The sequence below is a fragment of the Mycobacterium terramassiliense genome (genome assembly GCF_900157385.1).
GTDB classification, from domain to species: domain Bacteria; phylum Actinomycetota; class Actinomycetes; order Mycobacteriales; family Mycobacteriaceae; genus Mycobacterium; species Mycobacterium terramassiliense.
The window spans coordinates 832561-847396 of sequence record NZ_LT717701.1 but is presented as its reverse complement, the minus strand read 5'-3'; the positions used below and the strand labels follow the sequence as shown (position 1 = coordinate 847396).

Sequence of the window (14836 nt, the reverse complement as noted above, 5' to 3'; positions counted from 1 at the left end):
AGCGATGATGATCGGCGACCCGCGCACCGTGCCGGCGGCGCTGGATCGCCTGGCGCAGCGGCTCCCCGATCACGACGCGCTGATCACCGACGAGCGGACGTTCACGTCGGCCGCGCTGCGCGCCGAGGTGCATCGGGCGGCGGCCGCACTCATCGCGCTGGGCGTCCGGGCCGGAGACCGGGTCGCGATCTGGTCGCCGAACACCTGGCACTGGGTGGTGGCGTGCCTGGCGATCCACCACGCCGGGGCCGCGATGGTGCCGCTGAACACCCGCTACACCGCCGAGGAGGCCGCCGACATCCTGGCGCGCACCGCCGCGCCGGTGCTGTTCGGCATGGGGCAATTCCTCGGCAAAGACCCCGTCGCCGACCTGAACTCTCAAGCGCTGCCGGCGCTGCGGCACATCGTCAGAATCCCGATCGACGCCGGCGACGGCACGTGGGACGACTTCATCGCGCGTGGCACCGAATCCCCGGCCACCGACGCGGTAAGGCGCCGTGCCGCCGCCGTCACCCCCGACGACATCAGCGACATCCTGTTCACCTCCGGTACCACCGGGCGCAGCAAAGGCGTGCTGTGTGCGCATCGGCAGTCGCTGTCGGCCTCGGCGTCGTGGGCGGCCAACGGCAAGATCACCAGCGACGACCGATACCTCTGCATCAACCCGTTCTTCCACAACTTCGGCTACAAGGCCGGCATCTTGGCCTGCCTGCAGACCGGCGCGACGCTGATCCCCCACCTGACCTTCGACCCGCTGCGCGCGCTGCAGGCGATCGAGCAACACCGCATCACGGTGTTGCCCGGGCCGCCCACCATCTACCAGACCCTGCTCGACCATCCGGCGCGGCGCGACTACGACCTGAGCTCGCTGCGGTTCGCGGTGACGGGCGCGGCCACGGTGCCGGTCGTGCTGGTCGAACGCATGCAGTCCGAGCTCGACATCGACATCGTGCTGACGGCCTACGGGCTGACCGAGGCCAACGGCATGGGCACCATGTGCCGCGCCGACGACGACGCGGTCACCGTCGCCACCACCTGCGGGCGGCCCTTCGCCGACTTCGAATTGCGGATCGACTCAAGCGCTTCCGGAGAAGCCGGCGAGGTCCTGCTGCGCGGGCCGAACGTCATGCTGGGCTACCTCGATGACCCGGCCGCGACCGCGGCCGCCATCGACGCGGACGGCTGGCTGCACACCGGCGACATCGGCGCCGTCGACGAGGCGGGCAACTTGCGCATCACCGATCGGCTCAAGGACATGTACATCTGCGGCGGATTCAACGTCTACCCCGCCGAGGTCGAGCAGGTCCTGGCCCGCATGGCGGGGGTGGCCGACGCCGCGGTGATCGGGGTGCCCGACGAGCGGCTGGGCGAGGTCGGCCGCGCGTTCGTGGTGGCCCGGCCGGGCGCCAACCTCGACGAAGAGTCCGTGATCGCCTACACCCGTGAGCATTTGGCGAACTTCAAGGCGCCGCGGTCGGTGCGCTTCGTCGACACGTTGCCGCGCAACCCGGGCGGCAAGGTGGTCAAACCACAACTGCGGGAGCTGGCCTGATGGACCTGCAATTAGACGACGACACGCTGGCCTTCCAGGCCGAGGTCCGGGAGTTCCTGTCGGCCAACGCCGCGGAGATCCCGACGAAGTCCTACGACAACGCCGAAGGCTTTGCCCAGCACCGGCATTGGGACAAGGTCCTGTTCGACGCCGGCCTGTCGGTGATCACCTGGCCGAAGAAGTACGGCGGCCGCGACGCGCCGCTGCTGCATTGGGTGGTGTTCGAGGAGGAGTACTTTCGCGCCGGGGCGCCGGGACGGGCCAGCGCCAACGGCACCTCGATGCTGGCCCCGACGCTGTTCGCGCACGGCACCCCCGAGCAGCTCGACCGGATCCTGCCGAAAATGGCCAGCGGCGAACAGATCTGGGCGCAGGCGTGGTCGGAGCCCGAATCCGGCAGCGACCTGGCCTCGCTGCGGTCCACCGCCACCCGAACCGACGGCGGCTGGCTGCTCAACGGCCAGAAGATCTGGAGCTCGCGGGCGCCGTTCGCCGAAATGGGATTCGGGCTGTTCCGGTCCGACCCCTCGGCCGAGCGGCACAACGGCCTGACCTACCTGATGTTCGACCTGAAGGCCAACGGCGTCACCGTGCGGCCCATCGTGCAGCTCGGCGGCGACACCGGCTTCGGGGAGATCTTCCTCGACGACGTCTTCGTCCCCGACGAGGACGTCATCGGCACCCCGAACGAGGGCTGGCGGGCGGCCATGAGCACATCGAGCAACGAGCGCGGCATGTCGCTGCGCAGCCCCGCCCGCTTCCTCGCGGCGGCGGAACGATTGGTGGGCCTGTGGCAGGACCGCGGCAGCCCCCCGGAACTCGCCGACCGGGTCGCCGATGCGTGGATCAAGGCGCAGGCCTACCGCCTGCAGACGTTCGGCACGGTGACCAGGCTGGCCGCCGGCGGCGAGCTCGGCGCCGAATCGTCGGTGACCAAGGTGTTCTGGTCGGACCTCGACGTCGCGATACATCAGACGGCCCTCGACGTCCTCGACGCCGACGGCGAGCTGGCCGGCCCGTGGACCGACGGGCTGCTGTTCGCCCTGGGGGGCCCGATCTACGCCGGCACCAACGAAATCCAGCGCAACATCATCTCGGAACGTCTGCTGGGTCTGCCCCGGGAGAAAAGGTAATGGACTTCGCACTAGACGAACAGCAGCGCGACTTCGCGGCGAGCATCGACGCGGCGCTGGGGGCGGCGGACCTGCCGGGCACCATCCGCGCGTGGTCGGCCGGTGATACCGCGCCCGGCCGCAAGGTGTGGGAGCAGCTGGCGAACCTGGGCGTCACCGCGCTGGCCGTGCCGGAGAAATTCGACGGCATCGGCGCCGAGCCCGTCGACCTGGTGGTCGCCCTCGAACGTCTCGGCCGCTGGTGCGTGCCGGGACCGGTGGCCGAATCCCTCGCGGTGGCACCGATTTTGCTGGCGGACGACGAGCGCTGCGCGGGCCTGGCCTCCGGCGAGCTCATCGCCACCGTCGCGATGCCGCCACACAACCCGCGTGCCGTCGACGCCGAGACGGCCGGGCTGGTGCTGCTGGCCCGCGAGGGCGGTGTGACGCAGGCGGCCCCGGGTGAACAGCACGAGTCCGTCGACCCCAGCCGCCGCCTCTACGACGTCACCCCGTCCGGTGAGCCCTGGCAAGCGGACGTCAAGCGCGCCTACGAGTTCGGCGCGTTGGCCACCGCGGCGCAGCTGGTCGGCGCCGCCGAGGCGCTGCTGGCCGGCGCCGTCGACTACGCCAAGCAACGCAGCCAGTTCGGCCGAGTGATCGGTTCCTACCAGGCGATCAAGCACAAACTGGCCGACGTGCACATCGCGATCGAGCTGGCCCGTCCCCTGGTCTACGGCGCGGCGCTCTCCCTAGAAGCACGCGACGTCGGCGCGGCGAAGGCCGCGGCGTCGGAGGCCGCCCTGCTGGCGGCGCGCGCCTCGCTGCAAACCCACGGCGCGATCGGGTTTACCCAGGAACACGACCTGTCCCTGTGGCTGCTGCGGGTGCAGGCATTACGCTCGGCGTGGGGCACGCCCGAGGCGCATCGGCGCCGAGTGCTGGAGGCGCTATGAGCATGACTGAAGAGCGCGAGCTGCTGCGCGAGACCGTCGCGGCCCTGGTGGCCAAGCACGCGGAACCGGCGGCGGTGCGCGCCGCGACGGAGTCCGAGCGCGGCTACGACGAGACGCTGTGGCGGCTACTGTGCGAGCAGGTCGGCGCGGCGGCCCTGGTGATTCCCGAGGAACTGGGGGGTGCGGGCGGCGAATTGGCCGACGCCGCAACCGTTCTGCAGGAGCTGGGTCGCGCCCTGGTGCCCTCACCGCTGCTGGGCACGACGCTGGCGGAGCTGGCGTTGCTCGCCGCGGCCGAGCCGGACGGCGAGACCCTGGCGGGGCTCGCCGAGGGCGGTTCGATCGGCGCGCTGGTGCTCGACCCCGACTACGTGGTCAACGGCGACATCGCCGACGTCGTCGTCGCGGTTGACGGCGGCCGGCTGAACAGGTGGACCCGGTTCAGCGCGCAGCCCGTCGACACCATGGACCCCACCCGCCGCCTCGCCCGGGTGCGCCCGGAAGAGACCGAAACGATCGGCGCCGACCCGGGCATCGCCGACACCGCGGCCATCCTGCTGGCGGCCGAGCAGATCGGCGCCGCCGAACGTTGCCTGGAACTGACCGTCGAATACACCAAGAGCCGGGTTCAATTCGGCCGGCCGATCGGCAGCTTTCAGGCGCTCAAGCATCGGATGGCCAACCTGTATGTCACCGTTGCCGCGGCGAAGGCCGTGGTGTCCGACGCCTGCGACGACCCCACGCCCACCAACGCCGCCACCGCGCGCCTGGCCGCCACCGAGGCGTTGAAAGACGTCGCCGCCGAGGGGATTCAGTTGCACGGCGGGATCGCGATCACGTGGGAACACGACATGCACCTGTACTTCAAGCGCGCCCACGGCAGCGCACAACTGCTCGGCTCGCCGCGCGAGCTGCTGCGCCAGCTGGAATGTGAAGTCTTGCCGACGTGACCGACCACGTCGCCCTGCGCGCCGGCATCCCGCCGTTCTATGTGATGGATGTCTGGCTGGCCGCCGCGGAGCGGCAGCGCACCCATGGCGACCTCGTGAACTTGTCGGCGGGCCAGCCCAGCGTCGGCGCGCCCGAGCCGGTGCGCGCGGCGGCGGCCGCCGCGCTGCACGCCAACCAGCTGGGTTATACGGTCGCGCTGGGCATTCCGGAACTGCGCGCCGCGATAGCGGCCGACTACCAACACAAACACGGCATCGACGTGGAGCCCGACGCGGTCGTCGTGACCACGGGCTCCTCGGGCGGATTCCTGCTCGCCTTCCTGGCGTGCTTCGACGTCGGCGATCGCGTGGCGCTGGCCAGTCCCGGCTATCCCTGCTACCGAAACATCCTGTCCGCGTTGGGATGTGAGGTAGTAGACATCGCGTGCGGGCCGCAAACCCGGTTCCAGCCCACCGCGCGGATGCTCGCCGAACTGGACCCACCCATCAAGGGCGTGATCGTCGCCAGCCCCGCCAATCCCACCGGGACCGTCATCCCGCCGGCCGAGTTGTCCGCGATCGCGTCGTGGTGTCAGGCATCCGGCGTACGGCTGATCAGCGACGAGGTCTACCACGGCCTGGTCTACGACGCGGCACCGGAGACCAGCTGCGCCTGGCAGACATCGCGAGACGCGGTGGTGGTCAACAGCTTTTCGAAGTATTACGCGATGACGGGCTGGCGGCTCGGCTGGCTGCTGGTGCCGCCCGAGCTGCGCCGGGCGGTGGACTGCCTGACCGGCAACTTCACCATCTGCCCGCCGGTGCTGTCGCAGATCGCCGCGGTGGCGGCGTTCACCCCGGAGGCCACCGCCGAGGCCGACGGCAATCTGCGGCATTACGCGGTCAACCGGTCGCTGCTCCTCGACGGGCTCCGCGCGATCGGCGTCGACCGGCTGGCGCCCACCGACGGCGCGTTCTACGTGTACGCCGACGTCTCGGACTTCACCGGCGACTCGCTGGGATTCTGCTCAAAATTGCTGGCCGACACCGGCGTTGCCATCGCGCCGGGCATCGACTTCGACACCGCGCGCGGCAATTCGTTCGTCCGCCTCTCGTTCGCCGGACCCACGAGCGACATCGAGGAGGCCCTGCACCGGATAGGGTCGTGGCTGCCGATCAGCGGTTGAAACGCCCTGCGAGGTACTCGGCGCGGCAGGCGTTGCGGGCAAGTTTACCGCTCGTCGTGCGGGGGATGGCCCCGGCGGCCACCAGCCGCACATCGGCGACACGAATCTGGTGATGCCGCGAGATCGCGGCGCGCACGGTGTCAACGATCGGCCCCAGCTCGGCGCGACCCGCCCCGGCGGCGCGCTCGGCGACGACGACCACCTGCTCGCCGGAGCCGCCGCCGGGGATGGAGGAAACCGCCTCGGCGGGAACGGAAAACGCGGCCACATAGCCGGTGCGGATGGCCGGCGAGGCTTCGCTCACCGTCGTTTCGATGTCGTGCGGGTAGTGGTTGCGGCCGTCGATGATGATGAGGTCTTTGATCCGCCCGGTCAGGTAAAGCTCGCCGTCGACGTAGACACCGAGATCGCCGGTGGCCAGCCAGGACCCGTTGTCCGGGGCGCCCTCGGCGTGGCTCCCGGCCTCGAGCCGGGTCTGCAGCTTGTTGCCGAACACCCGTCGCGTTTCTTCCTCGCGCCCGAAGTATCCGCGGCCGACGTTGTTGCCGTGCAACCAGATTTCCCCCACGGTGCCGTCGGGCACCTCCGCGCCGTCCGGGTCGGCGATCACCGCCCACTCCTCGAGGATCGGCTGGCCGCATGAGACAAGCGAGACCGCACCGGACGCGGTCGGCTCGACGACCACCGCGCGGCCGGCGCCGAGCTGCTCCCGGTCGAGGAAGATCGCGCTGGCCGCGGCGTCCGAGGCGATGCTGGCGACCGACAGCGTCGCTTCGGCCATCCCGTAGGACGGCTTGACCACCGTCGCGGGCAGACCATACGGGGCGAACGCGTTGGTGAACTGCTCGATGGCCGACATGCTCACGGGCTCCGAACCGTTGAGCAGGCACACGACGTTGCTGAGGTCGAGATCCTCGCCCTTGGGCGGAAGGCCGCGCTGGGCCGTCAGCTCGAACGCGAAGTTCGGCGCCGCCGCCATTGTCCGGCCGCGGGTCGCCGCGATGCCCAGTTGCTTGATCCATCGGTAGGGCCGGCGCAGGAAAGCCATCGGATCCATCAGCGTGACGTGCGCCCCGAAATACGCCGTGAACACGATCATCATCAGTCCCATGTCGTGATACAGCGGCAACCAGCTCACGCATTGGACGTCGGTGTTCAGCCCGCCGTGCAGGATCATCTGCATCGCGTTGGTGTACACGGCGCGATGGGTGATCTCCACCCCGGCCGGCGTGCGGGTCGATCCCGACGTGTACTGCAGATAGGCGAGGTCGTCGGTGTCCCGGACGGGGTCGGTAAAGGTCGCGCCGAGCGTCGCGGGTACCGCGTCCACCGCGATCATCCGCGGCCGCTCGCGCGCGGGCAACGTCCGGATAAACGTCCGAACCGATTCGGCGGCCGACGTCGTGGTCAGGACCGCGGCGGGCCGGGCGTCGGCCAGCACCGCCGCCAGCCGCTCGCCGTGCCCGGCCAAAGTCGGCGCAAAGAGTGGGATCGCGACATTGCCCGCATGGATGGCGCCGAAGAAGCCCGCCACATAGTCGAGGCCCTGCGGCGCCAGGACGGCCACCCGATCTCCGGGCCGGGTGACCTGCTGCAAGCGGGCGCCGATCGCGCAGACCCGCGACCACAGCTCGTTCCAGCTGAGCTCGACGACCCGGCCGTCCTGGTCCTGCGAGTAGTCGAGGAAGCGGTACGCCGGGCTGTCACCGAGCTGAGCCCGGTTCCGGTCGAAATTCGAGGTCAACGTCACGCCCTCGGGCACCACGATCTTGCCGGCCGCGGCTGCGTCGGCCTCTACGCTGTCCGAGGCGACGGCGACAGCATTGGTTGACCCGTGATCCCGACTCACGTCGGGACAGATTAATAGACGTTCTTATAAATTGCCGCATTTACCTCGGTATGGCGGTCATCACGTCGAATGACGTGCGGATTAGGCGTCGAGGACCTTGTCGAGGCGGGCTTCCAGTGCGCCGCGCTCGCCGATGTCGGCCACGTTGACCCCGAACCGTTCGGCGAGGGTGTCGATGACGGCGGCCGCGTCGGGCAGGCGGATTTTCTCGCTGGCCCCGGCGCGGTGGACGGTCAGATTCCGGCCGGCCAGGTTCAGCCGGGCGTCGTCGGTGACCTTTGCGGCCATCAGGCCGGTCACGAAGTGCGACGCGGGATGGGTGGAGACGAACCAGCTGGCCACCTTCAGGTCGATGTCCGGCTGGGTCTGCGTGGTGAATTCGTAGAGCGGCACCCACTGGTCGGAGATGAGGGCCTGTAGGACCAGCCCGTCGCGGCGGTCCTCGAGCCGGTACGGTTCGCGGGTCGTCTGCTGGACGCTGCCGGTTTCGATACGCAGCGGCGAGGTCGGCGTCTGGCCGCCGAAGCCGACATCGACGAGGTATGGCCCCTGCGAGCCGGGGAAGGTCACCGCCAATACCGTGTGCGTCTGCGCCGGGAGCGGCGCGTCGGGCGGCAGCATCCAGACCACCCGGCCGGCCAATCGCCGCACCCGGAAGCCGATTTCGCGCAGCGCGTAACCCATCAGCCCGTTGTGCTCGTAGCAATAGCCGCCCCGGCCGCGGTGAACGAGCTTGTCGGTCAGGGCCTCTGGGCTCAGGTCGTCGACCGGCACTCCGGTCAGCGGATCGAGGTTCTCGAACGGGATCGCCAGCGTGTGCGCGGTCATCAGGGCCTGTAAGACCTCCAGGTTCGGCTCGGCGGCGCCGCGGAAGCCGATGCGGTCGAAGTACCCGGTGAGATCCAGCGTCATAGGGCCATTCTGGCCCGCGTCAGCCGCGATCGTTTGCGCCAAACGCGCGGCGCGCCCGCCGAAGCGCCTTGTTTTATATCTGTCAAATATGGGGAACCCGGTACGGACGGGCGCTGCAGCACACCACCCACGAAACGTACGGAGCCCCTGATGAGCAGCACTATTTGGATTGTCATCGCCGTCATCGTGGCGGTCCTGGTGATCGCCGCCCTGATCGTCGCGGCGACCAGAGCGACGCGTCGCCGCCGCCAGCGGCAAGCCGAACAGATTCGCGAAGAGGCCAAGGTCGCGTCATCGCGGGTAGAACGGCGGCAAGCGCTCGCCGACGAAACGGCGGCCAAGGCGCGGGCGGCCCAGGCCGAGGCCGAAGCCAAGGCCGCCGAAGCCGCGAGGTTGCAGGAACGAGCCGCCAGTCACCAGAGCGACGCGGCGACATCGCGCGAGCAACTCGAGGATCAATTCAGGCGCGCCGACCGCCTCGACCCGAACGTCAGGGACACGGACGAGAAGACCGGCGAGGCGTCGCACGAGCCAGCGGCCGACGACGCGGAATCCGTCCGACCGCACCGGCCCGCAACGGGCTGAATCAGACCCGGGCACACCCGATGGCCCGCCCCCCTCAAGCGGGCCATCGGGTGTGCCTCTCACACGAGCTGCAACGCTCCTTCCCGGCATCGGCGGGCGATCTGTAGCTCGCGCGCGTACAACACGCCGTAGCTGAAGCCGTTCTCGCCCACCGTCGTACCGGCGGTCACCGCCATCTGCCGAAGCGCCTCGGTGGCGACGACGGTGTCCTGGTGGTCACCGAGCAGGCCCTGAATCCGCTTGTAGTGCTTGATGGTTCGCCCCGCGCCCTGGTCCAGCGGTTTGCCCAGTTCGGCGGCGTAGCGAGCGCGTTTGGCGGCCTTGCGCGCCCTGTGCAGCATCACGTCGTCGCCGGAGTCCAGCGCCGCCGCCAATCGCCGGTCCGCCTTGCGTTGCGCCCGCCGGGCCCGCTTGCGCAGCGCCTTGGCGGAGAGCCGTTGGTCGACGGGCGGTTCGTCGCGCCAACGGCGCAACGCCGCCTGCAGCCGGTGGTAGCGGTCGGAGTCCATCGCCTCGCTCAGGCGGGCACGGGCCGGCAGCTCGATCGCCTGCAGATCGTTGCGGATCCGCGAGCGGACGGGGCCGAGGATCAGCTCCTCGGGCATCGCGTCCAGCGCCTCGTCGAACCGGCGCCCCTGAACCTGGCAGTCGCGCACGTCGCCGAGCAGCCCGGCATACCACTTCAGTTCGCGGTCCAGGTCGCCGATGCCGGCATCGAGGATTTTGGCGAAGACGCGCAGCGTGCTGCGGAATCGCCGAGTGGCGACGCGGGTGTCGTGAATGGTGTCCCGGTTTTCGGCGCCGCGCAGCTCACTATCGCCGATTTGTATCTGGCCGATTTGAGCGTTCAGGTAGTCCGTCAACGCCCGTGTCGCTGGTGAGCGCATGACACAACGCATTCCCGAAAGCCCGCGGCCGCCAAACATGGGCGCGCCGCCGGCGCGTCGCCGCGCGCGGCTCTACAGCCAGGTGTCCTGGGTGGTCGTGGTGAGGAAAGCCTCCAAGTCGTCGCGCCATTGGGCCGGCGTGGTCTTGTCGGGCTCGATGCCGGTGTAGTCGCCGCGATAGAACAGCAGGGGCCGGGGCTTGATCTTGGGGGCCTCGGACAGCGATTGGACCGCACCGAACACCACGAAGTGATCCCCGCCGTCGTGCACGGACGCCACGGTGCAATCGATGTAGGCGAGCGAGCGGTCGATGATCGGCGAACCCAATTCCGATGGGTGCCAGTCTATTCCGGCGAATTTGTCGGGCTCCTTGGATCCGAACCGGGCCGACACGTCCTTCTGCTGCTCGGTCAGCACGTTGACGCAGAACCGGCCGGTTGCCTGGATGGCCTTCCAGGACCGCGACACCTTGGTGGGGCAGAACAGCACCAGCGGCGGGTCCAGCGACAGCGCCGCGAAAGACTGGCAGGCGAAGCCGATCGGGACGTCGTCATGCACGGTGGTGATGATGGTGATCCCGGTGCAGAACTGACCGAGCACCTGCCGGAAGGCTCGCGGATCGATCTGTGCCGACATGGTTGGCCTCGGGTTAGGCGCGGAAGCCGACCGTGAAGTCGTGGCCCCACAGGCTCACTGCGGTGCTTTCCCGGGCGATCCAGTCGTGGTCGTCGACTTTCCTGCCCTCACAACCGAACTCGATGTCAAACCCACCGGGGGTCTTCATGTAGAAGGACAACATCAGGTCGTTGACGTGGCGGCCCAACGTGGCCGACATCGGCACCTGACGGCGCAGCGCCCGGTCCAGGCACAGGCCGACGTCGTCGGCCTCTTCCACCTCGACCATCAGGTGCACGATGCCGCTCGGGGTCTGCCCGGGCATGAACGCGAGGCTGTGATGACGCGGGTTGCAGCCCAAGAACCGCAGCCAGACCGGCGCCCCGTCGGCGGGCCGCCCCACCACCTGCGGCGGCAGGCGCATCGAGTCGCGCAGCGTGAAGCCCAGCACGTCCCGATAGAAGTGCAGCGTCTCCTCGTCGTCGCGGGTGGTCAGCACCACGTGCCCCAGGCCCTGCTCACCGGTGACAAACCTGTGTCCGTACGGGCTGACCACCCGGCGATGTTCCAGGGCGGCACCGTGGAAGACCTCGAGGCAGTTGCCCGACGGGTCGGAGAACCGGATCATCTCGTCGACCCGGCGATCCGCCAGCTCGGCCGCGGTGGCCTCCTTGTAGGGCGTGCCCTCCACGTCGAGCCGGTTTCGGATCTCTTGCAGGCCTTCGGCGTTCGCGCATTCCCAGCCGGCTTCGCTCAGCTGGTCGCGTTCGCCGGGCACGATGACCAGCCGGGCCGGGAAGTCGTCCATGCGCAAGTAGAGCGCCCCCTCGGTGCTGCCCTTGCCTTCGACCATGCCGAGCACCTTCAGGCCGTACTCGCGCCAGGCCGCCATATCGGTGGCCTCGATGCGAAGGTAGCCCAGGGACCGGATACTCATCGCGCGCCTCCCAGGAAATCAACGGTGAGCTTGTTGAATTCGTCGAACTTCTCCACCTGCGCCCAATGCCCACATTGCCCGAAAACGTGCAGCTGCGCACGCGGAATGGTCTTCAGCGCCACCAGCGCCCCGTCCAGCGGGTTGACGCGGTCCTCGCGCCCCCAGATCAGCAACACCGGTTGGCGCAATTTGTACACCTCGCGCCACATCATGCCCAGCTCAAAATCGGCCCCCGCGAACGACATTCCCATCGCCCGGGTCGCCGCCAGCGATTCCGGCGTGCTGGCCAACGCGAAGCGCTGATCCACCAGCTCGGGGGTGATCAGGTTCTTGTCGTAGACCATCACCCGCAGGAAGGCTTCGAGGTTCTCGCGGGTGGGGGCGGCGGAGAACGCCGACAGCCGCTTGACGCCCTCGGTCGGGTCCGGCGAGAACAGGTTGACGCTCAACCCGCCGGGGCCCATCAGCACCAGGCGCCCGGCCCGGTCGGGGTAGTCGAGGGCGAACCGGACCGCGGTGCCCCCGCCGAGCGAATTGCCCACCAGCGGAACGCGTCCCAGGCCCAGTTGGTCGAACAGCCCGCCCAGCGCCCGCGCGGCGTAGCGGTTGAACTGGCCGTGTTCGGCCCGTTTGTCGGAATGTCCGTACCCGGGCTGATCGACGGCCAGCACGTGGAACCGCTCCGCGAGCACCGCGATGTTCCGCGAGAAGTTGGTCCAGCTCGACGCGCCCGGACCGCCGCCGTGCAACAGTACGACGGTCTGGTCGTTGCCGGTCCCGGCCTCGTGGTAGTGCAGCTTCAGCGGTCCGTCGACGTCGACCTCCGCGAACCGCGAGGTGGACTCGAAGGTCAGCTCCCCCGTTGTCGCCGTCATGGCTCAGGCCTTGCCGCTAAACCATCGTGTCGCCGGGCGGCAACCCGAATTCGTTGTTCCCGAAGATCACGTAGGCGCGCTCGGGGTCGTTGGCCGCGTGCACCCGCCCGGCGTGCGCGTCGCGCCAGAACCGTTGCACCGGCTGGTCGTTGGCCAGCGCGGTGGCGCCGGACGCCTCGAACAAGCGGTCGATCGCGGAGATCGACCGGCCGGTGGCGCGCACCTGGTCGCGGCGGGCGCGGGCACGCAGCTCGAACGGGATCTCCTTGCCGGCGGACAGCAGCGCGTACTCGTCGGCGACGTTGCCGCTCAGTTGCCGCCACGCGGCGTCGATGTCGCTGGCCGCCTCGGCGATGCGGACCTTGGCGAACGGATCGTCCTTGGCCTTCTCGCCGGCGAACGCCGCCCGCACCCGCTTGCCCTGGTGCTCCACGTGCGCGTCGTACGCGCCGTAGGCCATGCCGACGATCGGCGCCGAGATGGTGGTGGGGTGCATGGTGCCCCACGGCATCTTGTACACCGGAGCCGTGTTGGTCGCGTAGCCGCCGGCGGTGCCGTCGTTCATCGCCTTGTAGGACAGGAACCGGTGCCGCGGCACGAAGACGTCCTTGACGACCAGCGTGTTGCTGCCGGTGCCGCGCAGTCCCACGACGTGCCACACGTCGTCGATGCGGTACTCGCTGCGGGGGATGAGGAAGCTGCCGAAGTCAACCGGCCGGCCGTCCTTGATGACCGGGCCGCCCACAAACGTCCACGAGGCGTGGTCGCAGCCCGACGACCAGTTCCACGAGCCGTTCACCAGGTAGCCGCCGTCGGTCACGACGCCGGCGCCCATCGGGGCGTACGACGACGATATGCGGGTCTTGGGGTCGTCGCTCCAGACGTCCTCCTGGGCCTGCTGGTCGAACAGCGCCAGGTGCCAGTTGTGCACGCCGATGATCGAGCTGACCCACCCGGTGGAGCCGCACGCGCTGGCCAGCCGGCGGACGGCCTCGTAGAACAGCGTGGGGTCGCACTGCAGCCCGCCCCACTGCTCGGGCTGCAAAAGGGTGAAGAACCCGACGTCCTCGAGCTCCTGCACGGTCTGGTCGGGCAGCCTGCGCAGATCCTCCGTGGCCTGGGCGCGCTCCCGGATCAGCGGAAGTAGATCGTCGATCCCAGCCAACACCGTCTGCGCATCGCGCTGTTGAATGGACGTCACGTAAGTTTGCCTCCCCGGGAGTGCGGACTTACCCAGAAGACTAGAACACGTTCCGATTTGTGTCGAGCAGGGTATTCCTGCGGCTGGTAGCGATACGAATCCGGTTTTCTATAACATGTTCTAGTTGCCAGGAAAGGAAGGGACGGGTCTTGACGGAAGCGATTCCCGACGAGCCGCTCGGCGACCACGTCCTTGAACTGCAGATCGCCGAGGTCGTCGCCGAAACCGACGAGGCGCGGTCGCTGGTGTTCGCGGTGCCCGACGCGCCCGGCGATCCGGCGATCCCGCCGGAGCGGCTCCGGTACGCCCCCGGACAGTTCCTGACGTTGCGCGTGCCCAGCGAGCGCACCGGCTCGGTGGCTCGGTGCTACTCGCTGTGCAGCTCGCCGTTCACCGATGACGCGCTGACCGTGACGGTGAAACGGACCGCGGACGGCTACGCGTCGAACTGGCTGTGCGACCACGCGCACGCCGGCATGCGCATCCACGTGCTGGCGCCGTCGGGCAACTTCGTGCCCAAGACGCTCGACGATGACTTTCTGCTGATGGCGGCCGGCAGCGGCATCACGCCGATCATGTCGATCTGCAAGTCCGCGCTCGCCGAGGGCAGCGGGCAGGTGACGCTGGTCTACGCCAACCGCGACGACCGCTCGGTGATCTTCGCCGACGCGCTGCGCGAGCTGTCCGCGAAGTATCCCGACCGGCTCACGGTGCTGCACTGGCTGGAATCGCTGCAGGGGCTGCCCAGCGCGACCGCCCTGGCGAAGCTCGCGTCGCCCTTCACCGATCGGCCCGTGTTCATCTGCGGCCCGGGGCCCTTCATGGAAGCGGCGCGGGTCGCGCTGAACGGGCTGGAAGTGCCTCCGGCACAGGTGCATATCGAGGTGTTCAAGTCGCTCGAGTCGGATCCTTTCGCGGCGGTGAAGGTCGAGGACACCGCCGAAGGGGACCAGCCGCCGGCCACGGCCGTGGTGGAGCTGGACGGCGAAACGCACACCGTGTCGTGGCCGCGCAACGCCAAGCTGCTCGACGTGCTGCTCGCGAAGGGCTTGGACGCGCCGTTCTCGTGCCGCGAGGGACACTGCGGCGCGTGCGCCTGCACCCTGCGCAGCGGCAAGGTCAACATGGAGGTCAACGACGTCCTGGAGCAGCAGGATCTCGACGACGGGCTGATTTTGGCCTGTCAATCTCGCCCCGAATCTGATTCGGTAGAAGTCACCTACGACGAGTAGTCGCGTA

14 protein-coding genes are annotated in these 14836 nt (G+C 69.0%); 7 read left to right on the top strand and 7 right to left on the bottom strand.

The features are described 5' to 3' along the window. Positions 1-7 precede the first annotated feature (7 nt). From fadD3 to MTAB308_RS18790, 5 genes are read left to right on the top strand one after another with little or no spacing between them, the layout of a single operon-like run. A complete protein-coding gene (gene fadD3 / locus MTAB308_RS18810; protein WP_077104529.1) occupies positions 8-1552 on the top strand; it encodes a 3-((3aS,4S,7aS)-7a-methyl-1,5-dioxo-octahydro-1H-inden-4-yl)propanoate--CoA ligase FadD3 in 1545 nt (514 codons plus the stop codon). Then, the gene (locus tag MTAB308_RS18805; protein WP_077101197.1) at positions 1552-2685 is read left to right on the top strand and encodes an acyl-CoA dehydrogenase family protein; all 1134 of its coding nucleotides are present in this window, start codon (positions 1552-1554) and stop codon (positions 2683-2685) included. The genes fadD3 and MTAB308_RS18805 overlap by 1 nt, the downstream gene beginning before the upstream one ends. Next, positions 2685-3620, top strand: coding sequence for an acyl-CoA dehydrogenase family protein (locus MTAB308_RS18800; RefSeq protein ID WP_077101195.1), 936 nt, complete (start codon positions 2685-2687; stop codon positions 3618-3620). Before MTAB308_RS18805 ends, MTAB308_RS18800 begins: the two co-directional genes overlap by 1 nt. After that, positions 3617-4570, top strand: a complete 954-nt coding sequence (gene ipdE2, locus MTAB308_RS18795) for an acyl-CoA dehydrogenase IpdE2 (protein ID WP_108637355.1) — start codon at positions 3617-3619, stop codon at positions 4568-4570. The genes MTAB308_RS18800 and ipdE2 overlap by 4 nt, the downstream gene beginning before the upstream one ends. Continuing rightward, positions 4567-5736 (top strand): pyridoxal phosphate-dependent aminotransferase, encoded by a 1170-nt coding sequence (locus MTAB308_RS18790; protein ID WP_077101182.1) that lies wholly within the window; start codon positions 4567-4569, stop codon positions 5734-5736. The genes ipdE2 and MTAB308_RS18790 overlap by 4 nt, the downstream gene beginning before the upstream one ends. On the opposite strand, the gene MTAB308_RS18785 is transcribed toward MTAB308_RS18790, so the two are convergent. Together MTAB308_RS18785 and MTAB308_RS18780 are read right to left on the bottom strand one after the other, a co-directional pair. Further along, the gene (locus MTAB308_RS18785) at positions 5726-7585 is read right to left on the bottom strand and encodes a fatty acyl-AMP ligase (protein WP_077101180.1); all 1860 of its coding nucleotides are present in this window, start codon (positions 7583-7585) and stop codon (positions 5726-5728) included. The two genes, MTAB308_RS18790 and MTAB308_RS18785, sit on opposite strands and share 11 nt — an antisense overlap. Before the next feature lie 81 nt (positions 7586-7666). Continuing rightward, positions 7667-8497 carry an arylamine N-acetyltransferase family protein gene (locus tag MTAB308_RS18780; protein WP_077101178.1) on the bottom strand — a complete coding sequence of 277 codons (831 nt, stop codon included), beginning with the start codon at positions 8495-8497 and terminating at the stop codon, positions 7667-7669. 150 nt (positions 8498-8647) lie between these two features. Between MTAB308_RS18780 and MTAB308_RS18775 the strand changes: the two genes are divergently transcribed. Then, positions 8648-9082 carry a hypothetical protein gene (locus tag MTAB308_RS18775; RefSeq protein WP_216823679.1) on the top strand — a complete coding sequence of 145 codons (435 nt, stop codon included), beginning with the start codon at positions 8648-8650 and terminating at the stop codon, positions 9080-9082. A gap of 59 nt (positions 9083-9141) precedes the next feature. Here the strand turns inward: MTAB308_RS18775 and MTAB308_RS18770 are convergent, their stop codons facing one another. The 5 genes from MTAB308_RS18770 to hsaA all read right to left on the bottom strand — a co-directional run bounded on the left by MTAB308_RS18770 (position 9142) and on the right by hsaA (position 13597). After that, positions 9142-9969: a CHAD domain-containing protein gene (locus tag MTAB308_RS18770; RefSeq protein WP_245831444.1), complete on the bottom strand. Its 828-nt coding sequence runs from the start codon at positions 9967-9969 to the stop codon at positions 9142-9144. A gap of 72 nt (positions 9970-10041) precedes the next feature. Further along, entirely contained in the window at positions 10042-10605 is a 564-nt protein-coding gene (hsaB, locus tag MTAB308_RS18765; protein ID WP_077101174.1) for a 3-hydroxy-9,10-secoandrosta-1,3,5(10)-triene-9,17-dione monooxygenase reductase subunit, read from the bottom strand. A gap of 13 nt (positions 10606-10618) precedes the next feature. Beyond that, positions 10619-11521, bottom strand: a complete 903-nt coding sequence (hsaC, locus tag MTAB308_RS18760; RefSeq protein ID WP_077101172.1) for an iron-dependent extradiol dioxygenase HsaC — start codon at positions 11519-11521, stop codon at positions 10619-10621. Beyond that, positions 11518-12396: a 4,5:9,10-diseco-3-hydroxy-5,9,17-trioxoandrosta-1(10),2-diene-4-oate hydrolase gene (hsaD, locus tag MTAB308_RS18755; RefSeq protein ID WP_077101170.1), complete on the bottom strand. Its 879-nt coding sequence runs from the start codon at positions 12394-12396 to the stop codon at positions 11518-11520. Before hsaD ends, hsaC begins: the two co-directional genes overlap by 4 nt. A 16-nt stretch (positions 12397-12412) precedes the next feature. Then, complete coding sequence (gene hsaA, locus MTAB308_RS18750; protein ID WP_077101168.1) at positions 12413-13597, bottom strand: 3-hydroxy-9,10-secoandrosta-1,3,5(10)-triene-9,17-dione monooxygenase oxygenase subunit; 1185 nt, start codon at positions 13595-13597, stop codon at positions 12413-12415. A 149-nt stretch (positions 13598-13746) separates the two neighbouring features. On the opposite strand from hsaA, the gene MTAB308_RS18745 reads away from it, so the two are divergent. Further along, positions 13747-14829: a ferredoxin--NADP reductase gene (locus tag MTAB308_RS18745; protein WP_077101166.1), complete on the top strand. Its 1083-nt coding sequence runs from the start codon at positions 13747-13749 to the stop codon at positions 14827-14829. Positions 14830-14836 lie beyond the last annotated feature (7 nt).

Bases quoted from the DNA above. Each gene is read 5' to 3' on its own strand.
- fadD3 (WP_077104529.1), top strand. From the start codon at position 8: ATGATCGGCGACCCGCGCACCGTGCCGGCGGCGCTGGATCGCCTGGCG.
- MTAB308_RS18805 (WP_077101197.1), top strand. From the start codon at position 1,552: ATGGACCTGCAATTAGACGACGACACGCTGGCCTTCCAGGCCGAGGTC.
- MTAB308_RS18800 (WP_077101195.1), top strand. From the start codon at position 2,685: ATGGACTTCGCACTAGACGAACAGCAGCGCGACTTCGCGGCGAGCATC.
- ipdE2 (WP_108637355.1), top strand. From the start codon at position 3,617: ATGAGCATGACTGAAGAGCGCGAGCTGCTGCGCGAGACCGTCGCGGCC.
- MTAB308_RS18780 (WP_077101178.1), bottom strand. From the start codon at position 8,497: ATGACGCTGGATCTCACCGGGTACTTCGACCGCATCGGCTTCCGCGGC.
- MTAB308_RS18775 (WP_216823679.1), top strand. From the start codon at position 8,648: ATGAGCAGCACTATTTGGATTGTCATCGCCGTCATCGTGGCGGTCCTG.
- MTAB308_RS18770 (WP_245831444.1), bottom strand. From the start codon at position 9,969: ATGCGCTCACCAGCGACACGGGCGTTGACGGACTACCTGAACGCTCAA.
- hsaB (WP_077101174.1), bottom strand. From the start codon at position 10,605: ATGTCGGCACAGATCGATCCGCGAGCCTTCCGGCAGGTGCTCGGTCAG.
- hsaC (WP_077101172.1), bottom strand. From the start codon at position 11,521: ATGAGTATCCGGTCCCTGGGCTACCTTCGCATCGAGGCCACCGATATG.
- hsaD (WP_077101170.1), bottom strand. From the start codon at position 12,396: ATGACGGCGACAACGGGGGAGCTGACCTTCGAGTCCACCTCGCGGTTC.